At 66.1% G+C, this 22390-nt stretch carries 28 protein-coding genes; all 28 read left to right on the top strand.

The annotated features are described in order from the left end of the window. Window positions 1-12 precede the first annotated feature (12 nt). The 28 genes from HNR07_RS12365 to HNR07_RS12235 all read left to right on the top strand — a co-directional run bounded on the left by HNR07_RS12365 (window position 13) and on the right by HNR07_RS12235 (window position 22383). Entirely contained in the window at window positions 13-174 is a 162-nt protein-coding gene (locus tag HNR07_RS12365; protein WP_184365105.1) for a hypothetical protein, read from the top strand. Then, complete coding sequence (locus tag HNR07_RS12360; RefSeq protein ID WP_184365104.1) at window positions 171-3425, top strand: hypothetical protein; 3255 nt, start codon at window positions 171-173, stop codon at window positions 3423-3425. Before HNR07_RS12365 ends, HNR07_RS12360 begins: the two co-directional genes overlap by 4 nt. A gap of 180 nt (window positions 3426-3605) precedes the next feature. Further along, entirely contained in the window at window positions 3606-3767 is a 162-nt protein-coding gene (locus HNR07_RS12355; protein WP_184365103.1) for a hypothetical protein, read from the top strand. A 71-nt stretch (window positions 3768-3838) separates the two neighbouring features. Continuing rightward, window positions 3839-4159: a VRR-NUC domain-containing protein gene (locus HNR07_RS12350; protein ID WP_184365102.1), complete on the top strand. Its 321-nt coding sequence runs from the start codon at window positions 3839-3841 to the stop codon at window positions 4157-4159. 114 nt (window positions 4160-4273) lie between these two features. Next, window positions 4274-5224 (top strand): hypothetical protein, encoded by a 951-nt coding sequence (locus tag HNR07_RS12345; RefSeq protein ID WP_184365101.1) that lies wholly within the window; start codon window positions 4274-4276, stop codon window positions 5222-5224. A 303-nt stretch (window positions 5225-5527) separates the two neighbouring features. Beyond that, on the top strand, window positions 5528-7468 hold the full coding sequence (locus HNR07_RS12340; RefSeq protein WP_184365100.1) for a DEAD/DEAH box helicase: 1941 nt from the start codon (window positions 5528-5530) through the stop codon (window positions 7466-7468). Window positions 7469-7664: 196 nt separating this feature from the next. Next, entirely contained in the window at window positions 7665-7796 is a 132-nt protein-coding gene (locus tag HNR07_RS35570) for a hypothetical protein (RefSeq protein WP_281386558.1), read from the top strand. 13 nt (window positions 7797-7809) lie between these two features. Continuing rightward, on the top strand, window positions 7810-7965 hold the full coding sequence (locus tag HNR07_RS12335) for a hypothetical protein (RefSeq protein WP_184365099.1): 156 nt from the start codon (window positions 7810-7812) through the stop codon (window positions 7963-7965). Between the two features lie 156 nt (window positions 7966-8121). Further along, window positions 8122-8859, top strand: a complete 738-nt coding sequence (locus tag HNR07_RS12330; RefSeq protein WP_184365098.1) for an N-6 DNA methylase — start codon at window positions 8122-8124, stop codon at window positions 8857-8859. Beyond that, complete coding sequence (locus tag HNR07_RS12325; protein ID WP_184365097.1) at window positions 8856-9032, top strand: hypothetical protein; 177 nt, start codon at window positions 8856-8858, stop codon at window positions 9030-9032. Before HNR07_RS12330 ends, HNR07_RS12325 begins: the two co-directional genes overlap by 4 nt. Window positions 9033-9232: 200 nt before the next feature. Continuing rightward, window positions 9233-9709, top strand: coding sequence for a hypothetical protein (locus HNR07_RS12320; RefSeq protein ID WP_184365096.1), 477 nt, complete (start codon window positions 9233-9235; stop codon window positions 9707-9709). A 104-nt stretch (window positions 9710-9813) separates the two neighbouring features. Continuing rightward, entirely contained in the window at window positions 9814-10272 is a 459-nt protein-coding gene (locus HNR07_RS12315; protein ID WP_184365095.1) for a hypothetical protein, read from the top strand. A 231-nt stretch (window positions 10273-10503) separates the two neighbouring features. Continuing rightward, entirely contained in the window at window positions 10504-11067 is a 564-nt protein-coding gene (locus HNR07_RS12310; RefSeq protein ID WP_184365094.1) for a GNAT family N-acetyltransferase, read from the top strand. 232 nt (window positions 11068-11299) lie between these two features. Then, window positions 11300-12241 (top strand): DNA-processing protein DprA, encoded by a 942-nt coding sequence (locus HNR07_RS12305; RefSeq protein ID WP_184365093.1) that lies wholly within the window; start codon window positions 11300-11302, stop codon window positions 12239-12241. Between the two features lie 37 nt (window positions 12242-12278). Then, window positions 12279-12620: a hypothetical protein gene (locus HNR07_RS12300; protein ID WP_184365092.1), complete on the top strand. Its 342-nt coding sequence runs from the start codon at window positions 12279-12281 to the stop codon at window positions 12618-12620. Window positions 12621-12759: 139 nt separating this feature from the next. Then, the gene (locus HNR07_RS12295; protein WP_184365091.1) at window positions 12760-13743 is read left to right on the top strand and encodes a PIN domain-containing protein; all 984 of its coding nucleotides are present in this window, start codon (window positions 12760-12762) and stop codon (window positions 13741-13743) included. Between the two features lie 212 nt (window positions 13744-13955). After that, window positions 13956-14252 carry a hypothetical protein gene (locus HNR07_RS12290; protein ID WP_184365090.1) on the top strand — a complete coding sequence of 99 codons (297 nt, stop codon included), beginning with the start codon at window positions 13956-13958 and terminating at the stop codon, window positions 14250-14252. After that, entirely contained in the window at window positions 14243-14650 is a 408-nt protein-coding gene (locus tag HNR07_RS12285) for a transcriptional regulator (RefSeq protein ID WP_184365089.1), read from the top strand. The genes HNR07_RS12290 and HNR07_RS12285 overlap by 10 nt, the downstream gene beginning before the upstream one ends. Next, window positions 14647-15063, top strand: coding sequence for a hypothetical protein (locus HNR07_RS12280; protein WP_184365088.1), 417 nt, complete (start codon window positions 14647-14649; stop codon window positions 15061-15063). The genes HNR07_RS12285 and HNR07_RS12280 overlap by 4 nt, the downstream gene beginning before the upstream one ends. After that, window positions 15060-16154, top strand: a complete 1095-nt coding sequence (locus tag HNR07_RS12275) for a DUF6545 domain-containing protein (RefSeq protein ID WP_184365087.1) — start codon at window positions 15060-15062, stop codon at window positions 16152-16154. The genes HNR07_RS12280 and HNR07_RS12275 overlap by 4 nt, the downstream gene beginning before the upstream one ends. Before the next feature lie 69 nt (window positions 16155-16223). Beyond that, a complete protein-coding gene (locus HNR07_RS12270) occupies window positions 16224-16751 on the top strand; it encodes a hypothetical protein (protein ID WP_184365086.1) in 528 nt (175 codons plus the stop codon). A gap of 389 nt (window positions 16752-17140) precedes the next feature. Next, complete coding sequence (locus HNR07_RS12265; protein ID WP_184365085.1) at window positions 17141-17725, top strand: DUF4326 domain-containing protein; 585 nt, start codon at window positions 17141-17143, stop codon at window positions 17723-17725. Further along, the gene (locus tag HNR07_RS12260; RefSeq protein WP_184365084.1) at window positions 17722-17970 is read left to right on the top strand and encodes a hypothetical protein; all 249 of its coding nucleotides are present in this window, start codon (window positions 17722-17724) and stop codon (window positions 17968-17970) included. Before HNR07_RS12265 ends, HNR07_RS12260 begins: the two co-directional genes overlap by 4 nt. A 3-nt stretch (window positions 17971-17973) precedes the next feature. Further along, entirely contained in the window at window positions 17974-18264 is a 291-nt protein-coding gene (locus HNR07_RS12255; RefSeq protein ID WP_184365083.1) for a hypothetical protein, read from the top strand. Window positions 18265-18361: 97 nt separating this feature from the next. Next, a complete protein-coding gene (locus tag HNR07_RS12250; RefSeq protein WP_184365082.1) occupies window positions 18362-18580 on the top strand; it encodes a hypothetical protein in 219 nt (72 codons plus the stop codon). A 194-nt stretch (window positions 18581-18774) separates the two neighbouring features. Then, the gene (locus HNR07_RS12245; RefSeq protein ID WP_184365081.1) at window positions 18775-19731 is read left to right on the top strand and encodes a hypothetical protein; all 957 of its coding nucleotides are present in this window, start codon (window positions 18775-18777) and stop codon (window positions 19729-19731) included. Between the two features lie 100 nt (window positions 19732-19831). Then, window positions 19832-20860, top strand: coding sequence for a hypothetical protein (locus tag HNR07_RS12240; protein ID WP_184365080.1), 1029 nt, complete (start codon window positions 19832-19834; stop codon window positions 20858-20860). 284 nt (window positions 20861-21144) lie between these two features. After that, window positions 21145-22383: an AAA family ATPase gene (locus HNR07_RS12235; protein WP_184365079.1), complete on the top strand. Its 1239-nt coding sequence runs from the start codon at window positions 21145-21147 to the stop codon at window positions 22381-22383. Window positions 22384-22390 lie beyond the last annotated feature (7 nt).

Below are 22390 nucleotides of genomic sequence, written 5' to 3'. Positions count from 1 at the left end.
GAAAGGACGCCCATGCTCAGGATCGCCAAGTCGATCGTCCGCTCTCGGCTGGCCACCGCCCCCGGGAAGACGCTCCCGCTGCGCGGACCCCGCCAGGGCACGAAGGTCCCGCGCCAGCGCGCTCCGCACGAGCGGCTCCAGGCCGCGCCGAGAAGAAAGGCACGCCCCTCATGAGCACCGAGAGGACGCCCATCACCGCTGAGCAGTCACTGTTCACCTTCTACGACATCGAGTCGCTGACCAATGTCTTCAGCCTCGTCGCCTACACGCCGTTTCCCGATGGCACGGGCACCATCGAGGTCTTCTACCTCGTCGACGACGCGGGTGAGGGCACCAACCTCGCCGACACCATCGACCACCAGACCCTCGGCCACCGGCTCTTCGCGGCCAACCCGGGACTACCGGCCTTCCCCGCCACCGCGGCAACCTTCTTCGACCTACGGGCCGAGGCTAGCAACATCCGACTCGCCCAGATCGTCGGTCTCTCCGACGCCGACCGGGTCAACGACCCGGCCGAATCCTCTTCCTACCCGGCGAGTCTGCGCCCGGTCTGCGACACCGACGCCGAGTACACCCCCGCAACCCATCCGTTCCTCGCCGGGTACAACTCGACGAACTACGACACGACGATGCTCGCCCTCTACCTGAACGAGGTGTTCCAGGCCACCGAAGGCGACGTCTTCCGACCGACCACGGCCGCCGAGATGCGCACACACAACGACCGGCTCTTCAGCGCCGACAACATCGAGTACATGCCCAGGTACCTGGGCTGGGACTCCACGCCCGCGAAGATCCGTCAGGCGATGCTCCACTCCGGTCGCCACATCGACATCGCCCGCCTCAACGAGCTGCAGTGGAAGGTCCCACTCAAAGGGTTGCTCGGACTCCTCGGCCGCCAGATCAAGGAGTCCGACCGGCTGGCCCACGACACGACGCTGACCGAGCTCGACGACCTCTACGAGCTGCTGGCCTACAACGTCTCCGACTGCCTGGGCCTGGCCCAGCTGTTCGAGGAGCCGACCTACTCCTCAACGTTCGACCTCAAGGCCGGCCTGCTCGCCGAGTACCCGGAGACTGTCTACGAGAAGGACTACCGCACCGGCAAGCCAGCGATCGACCCGTCCCGGGTCCGCCGCAACCGACTGACCATCGACTCGACCTCGGCTAAGTTCGTCGGCCTCATCCTCTCGCCCTACGGCAAGCTCAAGGACATCCCCGCGGTGTCCTTCAAGTACCCGGCGGCGTCGGTGGCCGAGGAGCAGGGCATCGAGCAGGTCGACGTGCTCGCCCAGTGCCAGCGCTTCTTCGAGGACGAGGTCGCCCCCGACCGGGCGACGAATCCCGACCAAGCCGAGGCCCACCGGCAGTTCATGGACGTCGTCGCCTACTACCGGTCGATCGAGGGCGAAAACTTCAACGACTCCGACGAGTACCGCAGAGTCCACGGCGACCGCGAGGCCAAGGTGCTCAAGGAGATCGACAAGCTGCCGAACAACCTGCCCTACTTCGACGCCACAGGTGCGCCGACCTCCTGCTTCGTCACCTTCTCCACCGGTGGCATTCACGGGGCCGAGGCGGACATGAACGCCTATGCCGCCGACAAGCTCGCCTATGCCGAGGCGGAGAACATGCTCCTGCTCGCGCAGGCGATGTTCCCCGATCCGCTCGACTTCCGTGCCGCAGCCAAGCGCCAGCATGAACTGCTGACGCTGCCCGACGGCTCGCAGGTGACCAAGTCGCTGGTCATCAGCGGCAAAAAGTGGCGCAAGCCGAAGAAAGGCGATGAGGTCCAGAACAAGCAGCTGGCCCTGGCCCTGGAGCAGGTCGCCGATCCCGAGGAGCTGTTGGCCACCCAGCGGCCCAAGGCCGAGGAGCTCGACGTGGTCCTACCCACCGGCGAGGTGCTCCTTGGCAAGGTGGTCCTGGCCAAACACACGATCTCAGGTGCGACTTATCGGCAGGTTCCGGCGACCAAGCGGCCGGAGCTGTTCGTCGAGAACAAGAAAACGCCGGGCGACCGGTCGACCCGACTCGACGCCAAATACGCCCGGACCTCGGCCGGCCACGTCGTTCACGAGGATTTCAGCTCCTACTATCCGAACCTCCTGCGCAACATGCGGGCGTTCTGGAACCCGGACCTGGGCGAGGATCGCTACGCGAAGATCTTCTTCGATAAGGAGCACTACGGGAAGCAGATGAAGGTTCCGGGCATCGGCCCGGAGGAGAAGACGCGGCTGAACACCCTGCGCAACGGGACGAAGCTCATTCTCAACTCGGCTTCCGGTGCCGGGGACACGACCTTCGGCAACTCACCGATCCGGATGAACAACATCGTTGTTTCGATGCGCATCATCGGCCAGCTCTTCTCCTGGCGGATCGGCCAGGCCCAGACGCTGGCCGGGGCGCGGATCATCTCGACCAACACCGACGGCCTCTACTCTGTCGTCGACACCTCCGGCGCGCCGGAGGCCTTCAGCGCCGAGGCCAACAACAGGGTGCTCGCCGAGCAGCAGGCCGCGATCGGTATCGAGATCGAGCCGGAGCCGATGTTCCTCATCAGCAAGGACTCGAACAACAGGCTCGAACTCGGCCCGACCGAAGAGGACAAAGTCGCCTCCGCTGGCCGCGTTGATCACGCGCCGGCCGACCCGCTCGCCGACTGGGAGATCGACGCGGCCAGCGGAGGGACGCTGGCCTGTCACGCCGGTCCCACGCCCGCGAAGAAGCTCGCCCACCCCGCGGTGACCGACTTCGCTCTGGCCCGCTACCTGCAGACGGTTGCGGCCAGGGGGGAGCAGGCCCTGTCGGAGCCCTTCGACCCTGAACTGGGGCGCAGGATCCTCCAGGAGGCGATCGATCCCGACGACCCCGTGAAAACTCTGATGCTCTTTCAGAACATCATCACCGCCTCGCGGGGATCGATCACCTACCCTTTCGCCGTCGACCCGCTCGGCCGGGACGAGGAGGAGGTCCTCGACCAGGACCTGGTCCTGGCCAACCCGCGGGCCCTGCAGACGGTCAACCGGGTCTTCGTCGTCGAGCACGGCACGCCGGGCGCCCAGAGCCTACTCTCGGCCAGGGCGAGGGTCGTGAACGCCGACTCGAAGGAGCGGCGTCGCGAGCTGGGCGAGGCCCCGGTTAGGCGGGAGAAGGAGGCTCTGGCCATCCTGCGCGCCCACGGCTGGGCCGGTGACCGCCTGGAGTTCGGCTCCGCCGACGGGCTCGCGCTCATCCCCGAGGACCGCGACGTCGTCGCCCAGCGCATCAGCGGCATCGTTCCCTCGTGGTCGATGGTCGTGCGCAACGACGACCTCCACGCCCTCGACGCCCAGGTACTCGACGACCTCATCGCCTCGCTCGACCTCAAGGTCTACCTGGGGATGCTCGACGCGACGTTCTCGAAGCACTGGAAGAATTTTACTTAGCGCGCCCTTCCCCCGTGGCCGCCGCAGGCCCCGCCAGCGACCCGTCGTCGTCGGCGGGGTCTGCCCTTGTTATTGGCGCAACCATTGCCGAAGGAACCCACTCACAATCGAATCATCTAATAATTGATTAGAATCGAAGATGTATTGACATGAAATGATCATTGTTGAAAGGTTTGAATTATGTCCCAGTCCACACTGCTTGTGCGAGCAGGCGACCCCGGCACGTCGAGGGCCTCCGAATGGGGCATCTGCACCCGGCTCGAGGAGCTTGCCGCGACCAGCCTGGTCAAGGAGGACAACGAGAAGGTCGTATCGATCTTCACCAACTCGACCAAGCGCTGAATGGCCGCCGTCTGAGGCGCGACCACCGACCACACGCTTCACGGAAAGTACGAACGGCGACGAAGGAGCCCATGACCATCGCGGACCGCGCAGCGCCAGCGACCGAGACCGGCACCATCGAGAACGAGATCGAGGCGTACCTGCTCGAGAGCTGCAGGGCCGTCGGCTTCCTCTGTTGGAAGTTCACCAGCCCTGGCAGGGCAGGGGTGCCCGATCGTGTTGTCATCGCCCCTCAGGCCACGGTCTTCGTTGAGGTCAAGCGCCCCGGCGGACGCCTCCGCCCCCTCCAGGAGGCGGTCAAAGCCAAGATGCTCCGCGCTGGCGCGGCCGTCTACGTCGTCGACAGCCGATCGGCCGTCGACGCCCTCATCGCCGAGCTCGCCGCCGACTGACCACCCAGCTTCGAAGGATCAACACCCCATGACAACTTCATCATCTGCCGCGCGATTCCTTGACATCCCGTCCGCCTTGAGCACGAACGACGCTCACGAGAGCGGTGGGCTCTGATGGCCAAGAGGCGGGCCTCATTCGGCCAGCTCACCCGCCGCGACTTGCAGGGCTTCGACCAACGAGCGGCCCGGCTCGTCCTGGAGGCGATCGACGCCGGGTGCACAGGTCGCGTCTCGTCCAAGGGCCACGCCATCCTGCGCAACAGCGCAGGCCAGACGGCGAGCGTGCCACCCACGTCGATCTCTCTCAACCGCTCGGCCCCAAACACCGCGGCCGACATCAAGCGCCTCCTCGAGGGGCACGCGGCCCGATCCGAGGTATCCTCCCCACCCGCAACCTTCGCCTCGCCGATCACCGTCGTCGAAGCCCTCGCGACCCACGGCATGACCTTCTCCAACTGGATGGGCGCCCAAGACGGGCTGTGCCCCGACGACGAAATTGAGGTCGCTCCCGGCCCGGACGGATCGCCGTGCTTCGCACGGCTGTCGACCTCCGACCAGAGGCCGGTCGAAGCACCGGCCGCCGATCTCGATGAATCGGAGTCGGAGGGGCTGAGCGTGCTCGGGGCACAGACCGAGGTCGACGCCCCGACCCCTGGAGAGACCTCGGGGACCGAGGAAGAGGTGTACTCCGTCGCTGAGGTCGCCGAGATAAACTCGGTTACCGGCAAGACCGTGCGCAACCGGTTGCGGGCCATCGGGGGCCGTGACGACGACGGGCGCTACCGCGCGACGCCCAGCAGGCTGCGTCGCGCCGGACTCAAGGTGCCCTGCGACCAGTCGGCGCTCCCGGCCGACGCCGCCGAGATCCTCGGCCGGATTCGCTCGCTCCTCGGCGAAGACCCCCGCGTCCAGATCCTCGAAACAGAGAAGAAGGCGCTCTCAGACGAAGTGGTCGAGCAGGAGCGCCGCGCCGTTGCCGCCGAAGAGCGCTGCGCCGAGCTCGAGAAGGAGCTCCGCGAGATCAGGGCCCGGCAGGCGCTGGTCAAAGAGGACTGCGAAGCCTGATGGCCTCAACCTCACGAGCGCAGGCCTCCCAGGAGTAGACCGGCGTCCACGCTTCGCACTCCTGGGCGCTTCCGCTGGACCACCCGGATCGCCTGGTGGCCGACGAGCTCGCGCGCATAGCCGAGGGGAACAACCCAGCCGACTTCCACCGCAGGTGCCCCCAGCGGAGGGCCATGCTCACCAGCCCTGCCCCTGCTCCGACCACGCGGGCCGAGATCGATGCCCTGTTCCTTGCCGGGCCAGCCTCGTTCGTCGCCCTCGACGAGGCCGAAGGACCCACCACACCACGAAAGGAGGTCGGTCATGACCATCGCGCTCAAACCGCACCAGCAGCAGACGGTTGACTTCATCACCAGCCGCCAGCACTGCGGTGTCTGGGTGGACATGGGCGGAGGCAAGACGTTATCGACCCTGGCCGCGCTCATACAGCTTCGACCTGTCGGCCACATCCTCGTCATCGCGCCCGTGGCGATCGCTCGGTCGACCTGGATCGAAGAGATTGAGAAATGGCAGATGCCTATCCGCACCCGTTCCCTCATCGTTGACGACAACGATCGGCAGCTGAGCAAGGACGAGCGGCTCGCCCGCTTCGCCGAGATCGCCACCGACCCCCCGTCGATGTACTTCATCAACCAGGAGATGCTCACCCAGCCGTCCCAGTCGACCCGGGTGCTCGTCGCCGCCCCTGACACAGCCGACTCCGTGCCGGTCTCGTCCGAGGCGCAGGCCGTGCTCGACCTGGGCCGGGCGCTGGGACCGCTGAAGCAGGATGAACTGGTCTCGGCCGTGAGGGCCGCGGCCGTCGATCGCGGCGAGAAGCCAGCGGCCAAGGCCCGTGTCACCGCCTGGATCAAGGAGCTGGTCAAGACCTCCCGCCTGGCGCGAGAGGTCGTCGAGTGCCGATCCTGCTCGGGCAAGGGCTGTCGGCAGTGCCGCTTCGGCCTCGTCGATCAGATGCTGTTCGACGAGGCCGAGCCCGCCTGGCCGTTCCGCACTGTGATCATCGACGAGTCGCAAGGGTTCAAGTCCCACTCCTCAAGGCGGTTCCAGGCGCTCAAGACCATTCGTCCCACCGTCGACCGCTTCATCGAGCTCACGGGCACACCCGCAGCCAACGGGCTCGAGGGCCTGTGGTCGCAGATGTATCTCCTCGACGGCGGTGAGGCTCTCGGGCCCAACATCACCGCTTTCCGGGACCGCTGGTTCACCCCGAAGATGGTTTTTGGCACCAACACCCCTGCCAAGTGGATGCCTAACCCGGGTGCCGAGGACGAGATCCACCGGGCCATCAGGCATCTGGTCATGAGCGCGAAGAACACCGAACTCAATCTGCCCGGCCGCACGATCGAGGACGTGACGGTCAGGCTCGCGCCGAATCTGATGGGGGACTACAAGTCCTTCAAGCGCGAGCTTGTCCTCGATGTCGTCAGCCAGCACCTGGCACCTCTCGCGCGCGAGGAATTCGACCAGTGGCTGGCCACGCCCGACTCGAACGCCCAGACCATTCGTGCAGAGCTGTCGGGGCTGACAGGTGACGACCGCGAGGACGCGTACCAGAGCCACCTGCAGCGCTTCCTCGACGCCAACCACGTGTCCCTGGTGACCACGGTCGTAGCTCAGAACGAAGCCGTGCTGACCTCGAAGCTGCTGCAGTACGCGAGCGGCACGCTCTACACCTCCGACCCGGACGACCCGTCGACCAAGGGCCGCTACGAGGTCGTCCACACTGCCAAGGCCGAGATGGCCGAGTACCTTATCCGCAACAACGGCGGCTCCCCGGTGCTGCTGGCCTACCACTTCCGCTCCGACAAGGAGCAACTGCTGGCCAGGTTGACCAAGGCCGGAATCGCCGCCGAGGAGTTCGACGGCTCGCGGACGATGATCCGCCGGTGGAACGCCGGCCGGGTCGAAGTGATGCTCGCCCACCCGGCCTCGGCCGGCCACGGACTCAATCTGCAAGACGGAGGCCACACCCTCATCTGGTACACCCTCCCGTTCAGCCTCGGGCACTACCTGCAGATGAACAAACGCCTCGACCGCCCCGGACAGACTCGACCGGTGACCATCTACCGGCTGCTGACCAAGGGCACTCATGACGACCGGATACCCGGTGTCCTGCGGGAGAAGAAGAACACCCAGGACACCTTGCTCGACGCGGTGTCGATGCAGCGCCGCGACGACCCGAAGCTTGCCGCTCTCAGCGACGAGCTCGCCGACGACATCCGAGCCCTCGCCCCCGCGTGATCAGGGTGCCAAGTCGAGCTCGCCGCCGAGGCCGATGAGCGCGAGCAGGCCGAGGACTGGCTGAAGACCACGGTCGAGAGCATCGACCGACCACCAGCTCGCCTTCCACCGCGACGACGTCCGCGAGGCTGAACTCACCGAAACCGCCGAGGACTCCCGACTACGCCAAGTCGAGTTCACCGCTGGCGCAAGCGCGATGCACCTCAAGCACCTGCGTGAGAAGCGCATCCACGACCTCAGGGCACCCCGATCACGTGCACGCGAGCAGGTCGAGGCCAACAAGAACATTGTCCTCAGCCTCGCCCCGTCCGGGCAGTCGGCCGCCTGAGCCCTGCCCATCGGTGACACCCGAAGAAGGAGCAGAACCCTCCACGGCACAGGTACCTCAGCAGCCGCTCGTTACCGCCGCCGAGTGCATCGACGAGATCGAGCAGCCCTTGGCCGACACCAGAGTGGTCCGCGCCGACAACGGTGTGCGCTGGACCCCGCGCGATTGAGCTGACCACGAGCACGCTGGCCGTCCTCGACGCGGTGCTCGCCCTGCTCATCCGGCCGGAGTAATGACCCCGACATCGCACCCCCCGCGGACGATCCGGCTGCCCACCAGCGGCCGGGTCGTCCGCGTCTTCGACCCAGAACAGGACGCCCACCCCATGACCAGGACGACAGCCGCGAGCCACCGCCGAGAGATCGCCGGGCTATTACGCGCCAATGCCGGGCCCCGCCGCCTCCCCGTGGTCTTCGACAACTTCGTCGAGACGGCCGCGCTGACGTTGCGCAACGCCGTCGAGATCCGCGGGCGCGGCGAGCGGGAGGCGCAGTACCTCGCCATCGCTGACCGGTACTCGCGCCAGGAGCTGGACCGCTTCGCCCGCGCCCTGGCACTGACCACGCTGGCTATGGAGGCCGAGCCCGGCGATGTCCTCGGGCGCCTCTACATGGAGCTCGAGCTCGGCAACGACCGCCTGGGCCAGGTCTACACACCGGACGACATCGCTCGGCTCATGGCCGCGATGACCATCGGCAACGTCGTCGACCAGGTGGCCACTCACGGGTTCGCCCAGCTCTACGAGCCCACCTGCGGGGCTGGCGCGTTCATCGTTGCCGTGACCGAAGAGATGGGCGCGCACGGGCTCAGCCATCAGACCCAGCTGCACGTCACGGCCGAAGACCTCTCCCGGCAGGCCGTCCACATGATCTACATCCACCTGGCGCTGCTTGGCGTCCCGGCGATCATCCGCCACCAGGACACCCTCACACGCGAGGTCTTCAGTACCTGGCCAACCCCCGCCCACCTCCTCGGCGGATGGGGCCCACGGCTGCAACGCCGGTCCGACCTCAATACCAGCGCGGACACCGGCTCGACATCGCCGGCAGAGGAAGAGAAATGATAAAGCGCATCATCCTCACACGATCACAGCTTGAGGAGTGGGCCGGCCGCCCGCTCAGCGGTGGTGATCTCGACCGACTCGCTTCAGCGATCGTGCATTCGTCGATATCCGAAGTTATCAACGAGATCGTCGCAGGATTCGACGACGATGAAGGCTCTGATGAGCGTGGTTGAGAGGTGACGGGCCCGCCTAACGGCGGGCACGGGTCAGAGTCGATGGGATCGGGGCGCAGGGCGTTCCGATCCCATCGACTCTCGTTCGAGCGCACCCCAGCGAAAAATCCGCGCCCCAGTCGCGGGCTTCGCCGTTTCCCGATGGTCGTCGCTGAAAAACCTGACGATCAGCCCAATGATTTTTCGAAGGGGCGCCTACCATGCCTGGACCCACCTGCCTGAACTGCCTCAACCACCCCGGGTGGGCCGCCGACGCCCCCAGAGCCCGTGAGGAGCCCACTAACCACTGCCGGTCCTGCCTCGGCTCCGGCTGCGACCAGCGGTGCCCGCTGGTGCCTGAGGGCTTCTGGGCCCAGGTCGATCATCAGCTCGCTCGTATCCGCGGCCAGAGGGTATCCACCTTCGACCAGGTCCGCGCGGTGCTCCTCGACGAGTGCTACGACGCCATCATCGCCGAGGTCAACTGCAACTTCGTCCGCCGCTTCTCCACCGACCAGGCGTTCTTCGCCGGATCCGGGGGAGAGGAATCACTGCTCGAGACCCTCAGCGAAGCTGGCTGGGAGACGACCGCGGTCGAGGCCCCCTACCACTACGTGATGACCCACCCCGGCACCGACGAAACGCTCACGTACATCGAAGGGGATCTCGAGCGCGGCGGCGCCATGCTCCGCAGTTGATCAACCCATATAGCGCCAGGGAGGCAGTCCACCGACACGGTGTCGTTCCAATGTCTCTTCGACTGCACCCCGGCCCTCTCGCTCACTCCACGAAGGAATCAGCTGTGTCTCTCCACATCGATGCCGTCCACAATCCCAAGGTTTCGAAGACCACTGAAGAAGAGTTCGCCGAGGAGACCGGCGGCCAGTACGAAGGTGAAGGTGACGCCGAGATCCTCGTCCTCGAATACGACGAGGCCGTGACGATCGAGGGCGACCTTGAGCAGTTCGCCTGCAACGTCTGGGCCGCCGTCTTCGGCCAGCAGCCGAACCCGCCCCATGGGCATCTGCCCCTCGAACCCGCCGAACCGCATCCCTGCCCGGTCGAGTACGGCGTGACCTGGGCCATCCAGCAAGACGGCAACTCGCCGATCGAGGCCGCGATCGCCGTCTGGCAGAAGTACTTCCGCCGCGGCCCGCTCCAGCCCAGCGCTGACGAGGCCTGCGTGTTCACCGTCGTCGACGGTGACCGCCGGGTCGACATCGACCTCAGCGACGAGCGCTTCGCACCCTACTGCGACTGAAAGACATCTCACGTGCTTATACACCGCCTTCGACCGCCGAACTATCGGCACCAGCCCCAACGGACCCGTCTTCGAAGTGGTCCCCTTCAGTGACCCGTCCCCGGGCGTGATCAAGCTCTACGCCCTCACCCCCATCGATCCCCTGCTTACCCCGGCCGCCGTCTGGCTGGACGAGCACACCCAAGCCCCGCGGTGACCCCACCTGCACGCCGAAGGAAGGAAGGCCCCGTCATGGACCTGTACTTCGTGCACATCCCTGACACCGGTACCGGGCCCGACCAAACCCATGAACTGCTCGCACTGACCTGCGACGAACAGGGTCGCCCCGGGGCGGGGATCGTAATGACGATGAGCACGGCCGCTGCACGTCAGATCGTCGATGGGCAGATCGGCGCGATCCGCTGGCGCCAGGCCAGCGGGGAGGCCAGCGAGATCTATGTGAAACCGACGATGCGCCGCCAGGGGGTGGCGACCGCGCTGTGGAGAACCGCGCGCAACCTGCACCTCATGGCCACCGGCGGACGCCCCCTGCGGATCTCGGGGCGCCGTACGGTCCTGGGTGACCTGCTGGCCCAGCGGGTGGGCGACCCGCCGCCCCTGGACGAACTCGTCCTGCCCATGACCCCTCGCGAGGAGACCGCAGGCGCAGGGCAACACCAGCTGGCGCCCGACGACATCGCCGCAGCCGTGGACCGGTACCGCTATCTGGGTGTACCCGCGCGCCTGTTGCGCGCCTACTGCGCTCCGACTGCCGAACAGGCCTGGACCCAGCGCTCCCGCGCCCGACGCCGATAAGCCCGTCGCCTCTTCCCTGCCGTCCCTGCCCTTCTCCTCGGTGGAAGCGGCCATGCAGGTTCCCAAGCTCGCCGCCCGCCAGTACTGGAAGCGCACCCTGCACGCGGAAGCGGCTCCGTATCTGTAGATCCCACATCGACGAGCACGGCGACCAGGTCGACATCGACGACCCGGTCAAGATGAAGGCCGAGCGGCGCTGAGCAGACCCTTCCACCGACAAGGACTTCCACTCATGAGCACACCCTCCGACACCGTTGCCCGCGCGACGATTCTCCGGCTCGCGAGCTTCGACGAGGCCGGAATCATCGGCCAGGCGCTGACTCACACCGGCGGCTTCGACGTGGTGGCAAAGCTGTTGACCGCCGACGACCCTCAAAGGGTCCCAGTACACCTCCCGTACCCGATAGACAAGCAGGCCGTCGAGAAGCTGCGCTCGGCCTTCGCCCGCACGAACGGCTGGGACGCCGGCGCCGTCGACGTCGCGGCCATGGCCAAACACGACGCTCGACTCATTGCCTCCGACTCACCCGAGTACCCAGCACGGCTGAAGGACCTCGGAGCAGATGCGCCGATCGCGCTGTGGATGACCGGCCCTGGTCATCTCGCCGACGCCGTCGAGAAATCCGTTACGGTCACCGGAGCTCGCGCCTCGACCGCATACGGTGATCATGTGGCCGAAGAGTTGGCGCACAGTCTCGTCCGCTCGGGCACCGCCGTGACCTCATCGACCGGCTTCGGCATCGACGCCGCTGCGATGCGCGGAGCGCTGATGGCCACTGACTCCAGTAACGAGCTGCCGCGCGCACTCGCTGTCCTGCCCCAAGGCCTCGACATCATCTACCCGCAGGGCAACGCCTCGCTACACCATCAGATCACTGGCAGAGGAACGCTCGTGACCGAAGCCACGCCCGGCGCCCAACCGACGCGCACGATGTTCCTCCGCCGCGCACGGATCCTCGCCGCCCTCTCGGAGGCCTCGGTGATCGTCGAGGCAGGCTGGCGCTCGAGTGCCTTGGGAGTGGCCGCGCGAGCACACGAACTCGGCCGTGCCGTCGGCGCTGTGCCCGGTCCTACGACCTCGGCAGCATCAGCTGGCACGCATCGGTTGATCAAGCAGGGCACCGCCATGCTCGTGACTGATGCCGACGACGCCCTGGCGGCGATCGATCGATGATCACATCCGACCATTGAATCATGGGAGAATGGAGGGTATGGGAACCTACGATACCTTCCTCGATGCACCGAAGGGCGAGGAACACCAGAGCAAAGCCTTCGGTAAGGGGTTGCGGACATTCCGACCAGGTGACGCCGTCACCCCTCAACGAGCACCGCTGAGTAAGGAGGACTACGACGCCTGCAATGCCGGCGAATGGAACCCCGTCATTCTCGGCCTGAAGTCGACCACCCTCCAGTCACGCGTGGAGCACGCCACCAGCGAGAAGTACATCGACGTCGCGGAGGGCATCTACACCGGAATCAGCTCCGAGCGAGACATGAACATCCCACTCATCGACCATTACGGTCGGCTGATCGACAGCGGCTCTGTCGACTGAGACGCCAGGTGGGCCACGAAGCCCCAGTGCTCGACGATGCTAAGGCCACTTTATGCACCTAATGGCAATGGCATTGATGAGTAAATGAGTAATTTAAATAGAGGATAGAGCGGCGAGTCCTTGAAGGAGTGGGGTTACGATGACCAGCACGAATCGGAGCCCTGCGCAGGACTCGCCGACGAAGACACCTATCGTCTACGACGTCAACGTCCTCGTCGACGCCTACCTGCAAAACCCCGATCCCTACAACTGGCCGAGGCTGCCGCCCAAGACCCGGTCTGCGGCCGCCGACTGCGTCGGGGTCACGGACCAGAACGCCGGATTTAGCCTGTGGCTCTCGCCGCACATCCTCAACAACACCAGGCGCGTTCTCATCGACAAGGGGCGCGTCTCCGAACACAGGGCCGACGAGTACCTCGACGTCCTCGAGGAGATCGCCATCGCCTCCGGCGGAGATGTCGTCGAGCCTCGACCAGTGCCCGAGGAGAAGGTCCTCGACTGCACCGACCACGAGGACAACTACATCCTCGACCTCGCCCATCTGGCAGGAGCCGAGATCGTCGTCTCCCATGACGCCGATCTCACCTCAATGTCCGGCTGGCGGGGCACCCCGATCCTGCAGCCGCATGTATTCGCCTCGCACGTCGACGGCGCATGGCGTCTCAAGCAACATCAGCTGCCTGAGAAGACGATCACCGAGCGCATGCAGGAGCGTGACTACCGGCGGGCCACGCGCACGGCCAACACCACCGCCGCGATGCTCGACCATCACCCCAAGGAGTTCCACCGCGACCGCGAGCGTTTCGATGCCGACCTCGATCGGCTCGCCGAGATTGTCGACGGCTGGAACCCCGGCAGCGAGCAGATGAAGAAGCGCATCGCGGTCTGGGAGAAGAACATCACGACCTTCGAAAAACGTGTGGCCGACCTCGACGACATCGTCGAGGGTAAGCCCGAGATCGCTCACTCGGCGCTGGCCGACCTCGGTTCGAAACTTGACTTCGCCCTCGACCGCCTTGACCCGAAACGGCAGGCCCGGGGGCCTTCCCTCGTCGACGAGTACAAGTCCAGCCCCGATCCGCAGGCGCAGTCGGGAGATGACCAGCTCCAACCGGGGAGCTGACCCGCGCGCAGAGCGACGCCAGGTGCCGCCCCCACCGCCATTTCTGGAGGCTGGCACCCGGAGCCAACCGCGAGTCACGTGCCCCTGCTGTATCACCCTCGCTGAGCGCTACGGTCACGCCGAGGTAGTCGCGTGGGTCCTCGACCCGGCAAGCTGACGTTCCCCATCCTGCGCGTTCAGCACCACACCCCTGCCGATGAAGGAGTCGTCTCATGAACAACGACGACACTGAGACCGGCACCGCTTACACCCACGACGGGGTCGCCTACGAGATGGACCGTCTGGGCATCACCCACCCCGGCCAGTGCGGGGAGTGCGGCGAGTACGCGGTCTACGGCGACGGTCCGCGACTCGCGCGCAGGGTCGCAGCCAACTCAGCATGGCCGCGCTCCAGTCGGCCTTCTATCCCAATGGAATTATTTCCATTAGCATGGGTCCTCGTCGCTGTGTCATCCGATGCAGCGCGCGGCCCCGCGCAATTGACGAAGAAGGACGAATCGTGCCCCTGACCCTCGCGCACAGGCTTGAGAAGTTGTTCGCCGACACCGCTGGCGACAAAGGCCGACCCGTCACCCTCCAGGAGATCGTCGACAGGATGAAGGAGCGAGGCATAGCCCCGATGTCGCTGAGTTATCTGCAGCAGCTGCGCTCAGGACAGGCCACCAATCCGCGTGTCCAACACCTGCGCGCCCTTGCCGACGCATTCGGTGTTCCCCTGTCGTACTTTGTTGAGGAGGAAGAAAAGACTGATGCCGCCGAGGCCAAACTGACCGAGGCCGAGCGCAACATCGCTTTGAGGGTCCACGGTCTGAGCAGTGGGGCGCTCGCGTCCATCAGTTCGATCATCGACATCGCACGCCGCAGCGAGCAGCTCGACGATGTCCCGGGGGAAGAGGACGAGCCATGACAGACGACCCGCTGAGACTGATTACCTGGCCCGACCCGATCACGATCGAGTCCCTAGGCCAGGCCATCGGCGATCTCCACGGGCTGAGGGTCGTGGTCGAGCCGATCCCGTCGCGCCTGCGCCACGCCCAGGTCACGGGCCTGGTCGTCGTGGTGGGAGAGGTCGCGCACGTCTACTACGATGATGACCTCCCGCCGCTCAACCGGCTCCAGGCGGTCATGCATGAGTACGCGCACATTCTTCACCACGACGTCGTCGCCAGAGCCCCTGCGGTGTGCGCACGCACCACGTTCAGCGATCCCAAAGAGGCACGCGCCGAGGTCACAGGCATGGAACTGCTGGCCGAGGTGAGGTTGCGGCGCAAGAGGTTCGACGTCCTCGACTTTCTCGGCGGGGCCGACAGGCGTTCATGACCTCGGTCATCGTCCTGGCCTGTACGTTCAGTCTCGTCCTCGTTGTCCACCTCATCCATCGCCGACCGAGTCGGCCCGGACGGCTCCTGTGCTGCGGCAGCGGCATGCTGCTCGCCGCCACTGTTCTGCGGGAGATCGACGCCTTCGAGATATGGCTGACCGCTGACCTCATCATGCGCCTCCTGATCATCAGCCTTCAGCACGTCGCCGTCCTCCTCGTCCTCTCCTTTCGCGACGCTTCCTCCGAGAGCCGCTGGCCCTGGCTGGTCTACGCCTGCGCGGCACTTGCCAGCCTGTCCCAGATTGCCCTCTATTTCTCCCTTCCAGAGCCGGTCGACATCGCCATCCACGGCTTTCCCGAGCACGGAGGCGACGCCGTGACGATCGTCTACCACGGTCTTTACCTCGTGACGATGGTCGCCGCTGCGGTCATCACCCTCCATGCCTGCGCACGGGTAGCTCTGTCTTCCCGGCACCCGATCATGGCCAGGCTCGCCCTCGGCGTCGTCGGCTGCGGCATCGTCGTAGCCTGCGCCTTCGCTGTCCTCTCCTGCGCCCACCTCTTTGACCGTGAGATCGATAACGACACTCTGGTGCGTGACTGGCTGTATCGCCTCTCCGTCGTCATCATCCTCGCCGGGTTCGTCCTCGGTGGCATGCACAAGGGGCTGAGCAAGCTGCGCCATAAGGTCCTCGGACGTCTGGCCGACGAGGTGGTCGGCCCGCTCTGGGCGCAGGTGACCACGCTGCACCCGGACGTGGTGCTGCCCTTGCCCTGCGATCACCACGCCGACCCGCGGGCCAGGCTCACCCGCCTGATCATCGAGACCAACGACGGTCTGGGGCTTATTCGTAGAGACGAGGACGAGGCCCTGAGCGCCATCCACACCAGGCATCCCGAGGATCCGCGACTGTCGGCCGCCCTCCTCCTCCACCTCACCGGAACCGCCCCAGCGGAGCCGGTGAAGACCTCGACGTGGGCGATGCTACGCCTCGTGCTGCCCGCCGATCCGATGCTCAAGGATGCCGTCTTCGAGCTCTACGCCATCCGCGACAGCCTCGACACCAGCTCAGAGTGGCTCGCCGCCTGAAGGATAGGTTCTTAAAGGTGATTTTCCTCATGTGTGGAAAAGTTTCCACCTGTGTGAAAGTCTCGGATCATGACAGACCACCCCCCGACCCCCAACGGAGACGAGTTCGCCGGCTTCGCCGAGGCCAAGCGGCTCTTGTCATCTCACCACGGCCGGGCCCGCACGCTCGAGCGGCTTGCCACCACTGACTTCTTCGACGATGAGGCAGTCGTCGCCGTCCACGTCGACAACATCGCCCGCGCCGACAGGGTCTTCCTCACAGCTTTCGATGCCGAGGGGCAGCGAGTAGGTAGCGACGTCCTCTACACCGACGAGCCGGACCAGCACCTTGACCTCACCCCAGAGTTCGACCACCTCGTGACCGGGCTGGACATGCCCGCCGGTTCCGAGCTCGCCGCCCTCGCCGCCGCCGAGGATGGCTGGATCATCGACATGGAGGTCCTCCGCGGCTACGACCCCGTCGCCGACCGTCGCGGTACCCAGAAGGCCATGGTCCTCGCCCACCTCGCCGACATGCTCGACGCAGGTGAAGCCCGCGGCTTCATCCTCGGCTCTTCAGAGCCTCCGGATGAGGACCAGGGAACCCGTGACCCCTAGAAAACCCTGACCGGCTGTGTCCAGTGCTCGGCCACGAAGGGCCACCGGGGCGACAAAGGCGGGCTCAAGGAGGACGTGGACTACAAAGTCATCGACGTCTCTGTCGGCGATGCCGCTTATGACCACATCACGGCCGTCCCCGGGTTCTCTCAGACCCCCGTCATAGCACCGACCGTCAGGACCTGGCCGACTTCGCGACCCTCGCGTGAGCCCGGCCCTACTCCTGCAGACCTCGACCCCTGGAGCCACCGGCTCAGGGGTCGTCTTCGTCAAGGGGGTCGCCCACCTCGGCGCGCAGGAGCAGGACCGACTCACGTCGGTCCCGGGTGACGAGATGTTGGGGCGAGCCCCGACCGCTCGCCGCATTCCGTGATTGACCAGGAGGTCGCATGACCATCGCCCGTCTGCATGCGCCGGGCCGCCTCTGGCGGATCAAGGACCGCGACAGGCCCACCGACGCCGTCGACATCGGTCCCGGATCGCCATGGGCGACCCCGTTCAGGGCCCGGCGCGACGGCACGCGCCAAGACATCGTCGAGCAGTTCGACAAGTGGGTTCTCCACGCCCCGGACAAACGCGCGCGGTGGATCCGCGAGCACGTCGGTGAGCTCGCCGGCCGCGACCTGTTCTGCACCTGCCCCGCCGGGCACTGCCACGGGGGAGTGCTGCTCACCCTGGCCCACCTCAAGACCTGTCGCCCCGGCCACGTCCCGGCTGTCGACGCCCCCGGCCTCTGGCTTCGGGTGACCTTCTGGGACGACCAAGGGAGCCTCTGCCGGTTCCGCCTGCGGGTCACCGACCCCGGCCCCGCGGGCACTGTCCTGGAGGCGTCCGGCCCCATGCGCTGGATGGTCGGCAACTCCTGCGCTGTCATCGGCGACTGGATCCGCGCCCGCTCCGGCTCCGCCGTGCGCATGGCCGACGTCCACGCCCAGCTCGCCCCTGTTGTCAAGAAGAAGGCCCTCGCATCATGACCGGTGTCTTCGACCCTGAGCTCGTCGAGCTCACCATCGCCTATAGGCACGGCGAGGTCGGGGTCTACAAGATCGGCGGCGGCACCCTCGTCCGCTCCTACGGCGGCCTGTGGGGCTACCGGCTCACACGTGGCCCGAGCGCCGAGGTCGTCGCGTCCGGTGAGGACCTGCGCACCGGGGCGCCCAAGACCCACGACCAGGCGGCACGGATCGTCCTCGACATCTGCGACCGACAGGAGCAGTAGCCCATGGCCCTCCCTCTCCGCGCATCACAGGTGCCCGTCAAGTACGAACGGTCCCGCGAAGCGCACAGGCCCGGCCGGACCATCTACGAGGTCTCTGGGTCCGGCCTGTACCGGGTGACCGAGGCCAGCCGCGGTGAGTTCGACGTCGCCACGCTCACACAGTTCGGCTGGACCGATCTCATCCGCCTCGATGAGAGCGACGACGTCTCCACCGCCCTCGAGGCGATGCAGGCCTGGCTCGACATCCAGACCCCGACACTGCGGCCCGACGACGGGGACACCCCTCATGGATGAGCCCGATCTGGCCGTCTCCGCTGCCCAGGCCGTCATCACGGCGCACGCGCTCAAGTAGATCGACGACGAGTCGTCGCTGGAAGCGCTTGATCCGGCGATGGGGAAGCGTATCTCGCACAAGAAGGCTTGGCGCGAGATCCTCGCCGCCGCTCTCAGTATTGGCGGGGCCTTCGGCCTTGTCACCGCGAGGATCGAGCTGCTCGGTGACTCCCAGCTCGGCTCCCCGCAGGACTACTCGCCTGACGGCCTCGCCGCGATGAAAGTCGAGATCGAGCACCTCCGAACCCTGAGCGAAGTGCTCGGCGCACTGCGCTGAAGCCGCACTCCCATAATTGGATCCACCTCATCCATCGGCCGACCGGATCGCACAATCGCGATCCGGTCGGCCATTTTGCATCCACTCATGCACGATCAAATCTTGATAGAGTGGTTTATTAAATAATAATGCAATGATCATTAATTTCATTGAGCGCCTAACCACTGGCTACCCAGCAGAAAGTTGAATCGCACATGGCCAACAACACCATCCGCGCCGACCAGCTCACCGAGGGCTCTGTCGTCACCATCCGGGGCAAGCTCACCTTCGCCCGCCTCACCCGCCGCATCGAGGGGAAGGAGCTCGCGCTCGCCAACGCCCGCCGCCGCCAGGCCGGAATGAAGTACGACATCACCAGTCCGTACACCACCGCCACCATCGGTGGCGGAGTGCAGGTCATCTATGCCGACCCCAACAACCCGACTCTCGAGGAGCAGTACGTCGCCGAGCGCTGCTACATCTCGCAGAAGAAGCCCGAGGACGGCCTCAGCTACTCGATCGACTCCAAGGGCAACAACCTGCCCAGCATCGGGATCCCCGGTGAAGGTGGCTTCGTCCAGGACTTCAGCGGCCAGGAGCTCGCCCGCGGGCTCGACGTCACTCTCGTCCTGGAGGTGTACAAGGCCAGAGACCAGGAGAACCGCGGTCTGGGACTGACCCACGTGCTCGTCAACGAGGCCCCTCGCTACTACACCCCCGGCGGCGTCGACGAGGCTCAGCTGAAGGCGCGCGGCATTACCCTGGCCCAGCCGATGCAGGCCGTGCCGTCCAACGAAGCTACTCCTGTCGGTGAGGCCGAGCCCGTGGGCACCGAGGTCGACGAGGCCTCCGGTCTGTCCTTCCCTGCTCCTCAACCGGCCGGTCAGGTCCAGCAGACCCCGGCCCAGTCGGCTCCGTTTGCACAGCAGGTCGCTCCGGCCCCCGTCGCCCAGCCGCAGGTCCTCCAGCAGGCGCAGGCGCAGCCCGTCCCGGTCCAGGCCGAGGAGACCGCCGAGCAGAAGCTCGCCCGCATCGAGGCCGAGAACGCCAGGCTGCGCGCCGAGAACGAGGCGGCCAAGGACGTCGCCTCGGCCATTGGGACTCCGGACCCGAGCAACCCCTGGGCCCCGCAGCAGCCCCAGCCCCAGGCCGGGATCGCCTACAACGGCTGAGCGGACGCACCCATGACCGATCGACGAGGCCCCGTTTTGCACACCAGCGCGGGGTCTCGTCTTTTTTCCCCTGACCCACCGACACACGAAGGCAGTTGATGTGACCGTCGATCCGCTCGCGCTCTTCCCGGAGTTCTACGCCAACCCAACCATCCAGACCTTGGCCCCCGTTCGGCGCTGGACGGTGTCCGGGCAGCTCGGCGACGACCCCGCCTCCGGGCACAAGGCACCGATCGACGTCCGCCATCTCCTCGAGGGCTGCCGTCCCGAGTGCCGGCACGACGGCCCTCTGCGCGGGGCCTTCGCCCTCGACTCAACCTGCCTGATGAGCCTCGGCGAACTCGTCGCCGCCCTGCCCAAGGCGGCCAACCACGCCTACTACCTACAGTCGCACAGCGACGGTGTCGTCGTCGTCGACGTCGAGCCCGACTGCCCTTCCGACCTCGCGGCCGACCTGCTACGTCTGCCCGGCGTCCTCTGGGCCGAAACATCGATGTCGGGGCGCGGCTACCACTTGGTCATGCCGCGGCCGAAGAACCTCCACGACTTCCCGCACGCCGCCCACAAGCGCGTCCTGCGCCAGAGGAACGGATGGTTCGAGATCCTCCTCGACCACTGGATCACCTTCACCCGCAGGCCCGTGGAGACAGGGCGCGCGGGTGACGGGCCGCCAGCCCGTTTCGCCTCGCTCGAGGACCTCTACGCCGCCCTGGCCGAGAACGCCCGCGCCAGCGCTGCCGGGTCCGCCGGTGAGATCGTCACCGACGAGGAAATGCCCGACATCCCCGGCGCGCACGACATCGTCGCCGCGGCGATCGCCGGCTCCGAGGACCGGCGCAAGGACCTGTCCGACTTCGACCACGACCGCTCCCGCTGGGAGTTCTCCGTCCTCGGCACGCTCTACGCCGAGCAGGTCCAGGCGATGAACCTCCATGCCGGTATGAGGCAGAGGAGCTACTCGGCCAGAGACCAGACCTGGCTCCTCTACACCGCTGCCGTGGAGGTGCTGCCCAAGCGAGCGAAGCACACAGAGACGCGTAACGGGCGACCCTATTTGCTCGACCGCGCCGCCTCGCTGGTCGCCGATCGGCAGACGCGGGCGCAGGAGCGCTCCGTCGGAGATGTCTGAACGCTGCTGGCTCGGCTTTGCGCAGAGCAGGGGTTGGATCGCGAAACGCGATCCGGGGATGGAGGCGGTGCTGGGGCAGGACCGCACCGCCTCACGGTAAAGGTCTTCGTTCTCGACCACAGAGACGAACCCGTCATGAGCGGCTCCATGGCCTCCGCCAGCCCGCTGACGTGATCTGCGAACGGTACTCCGAGAACGCCCGTGCTCTGCCTCCGGCCCTTTGCCCGCGACGCCCGTCCCGATGGTCCAAGAAGCCCCTCTCCCCATGATCAAAGGAATGCACTGTGAAGTTCAACGACACCCTGGCCAAGCTCGTCCGGCAATCCCTCGAGGTCGGCGCGACGCCTGCACTGATGGGTGAGCCCGGCATCGGCAAGAGCTCTTTCGTCGAGGACCTCGCCTACAGCATGAACACCAAAGCCTTCGTCCTGCCCTGCAACCAGCTCGCTGACAAGGCCGACCTCACCGGCGCGCGCCTCGTGCCCTACGTCAAGGACGACGGTACCGACAGCTACAAGCAGGTTTTCTACCCCCACCAGGTCATCCAGGAGGCGATCGACTACGCCCAGGCCAACCCTCGCGAATGGCCGATCCTCTTCCTCGACGAGATCAACCGCACGACCTCGGACGTGACCTCTGGCGCGCTCACCCTGGTGACTTTGCGCCGCATGGGCCATGTCGAGCTCCCGAAGAACGTGCGCATCGTCGTCGCTGGCAACGACAAGGGCACCGTCACCACGTTGGACGAGGCGAGTCTGTCCCGGTTCGCCATCTTCCACGTGGAGCCCGACGCCTCGACCCTGATGTCTGTCGTTTCGAATCTGAACCCGTGGGTGAAGAAGGTGCTCACGCAGTACCCGGCGCTGGTTTTCCAGAAGTCCACGCCGAACGCGATCGTCGCCGATGGTCAGGACGAAGACGACGACGGCAACGTCACCATGGCCGAGCTGTTCGATGGCGGCGAGGAGATGAACCAGCTCACTACGCCTCGCACGATCGACTACCTGTCGAAGTGGCTGAACGCAGCCGACCGCCAGGACCTGGCCAGCCATCTGGCGACCCCAGTCCAGATCGGCGGGCGCGAGACCTCCGAGCTCAACGAGATCATCGAGGCCTACACCGGCGACACCATGTTCACCACCCAGGTGGTGGCCACCATCGCCGAGGACCTCGCCTCGAACTCGGGTCCGGCCGCCGCCAACAGGGTCAACGTCCCGAAGCCGAACTGCTACGCGGAGCTCAAGGCCGCGGGCACGGTCACGGATCTGGCCAAGAAGATCGCAGAGCTCACCGAGAAAGAGATCTCTGGCGCGTTGCTGTACGCCCTCAAGGAGAACTCGGACAATGCCCGCCTGATCGAGCAGCTGGCGCAGACCGCCACCCGGATCGAGCCGGAGCACACCCGCACCCTCATCGAGATGGTGACCAGCGATCAGGTCGACCGCCAGAATCTGGAGGCCTTCCTGGACATCGACGCGCCGCTCGCCAACGCGACCAAGCCCGTCCTGTCGGCATTCCTCTGATCGAGGC

This window comes from Nocardiopsis metallicus (genome assembly GCF_014201115.1).
GTDB lineage: Bacteria > Actinomycetota > Actinomycetes > Streptosporangiales > Streptosporangiaceae > Nocardiopsis > Nocardiopsis metallicus.
This window is presented reverse-complemented; position numbering and strand designations above follow the sequence as displayed.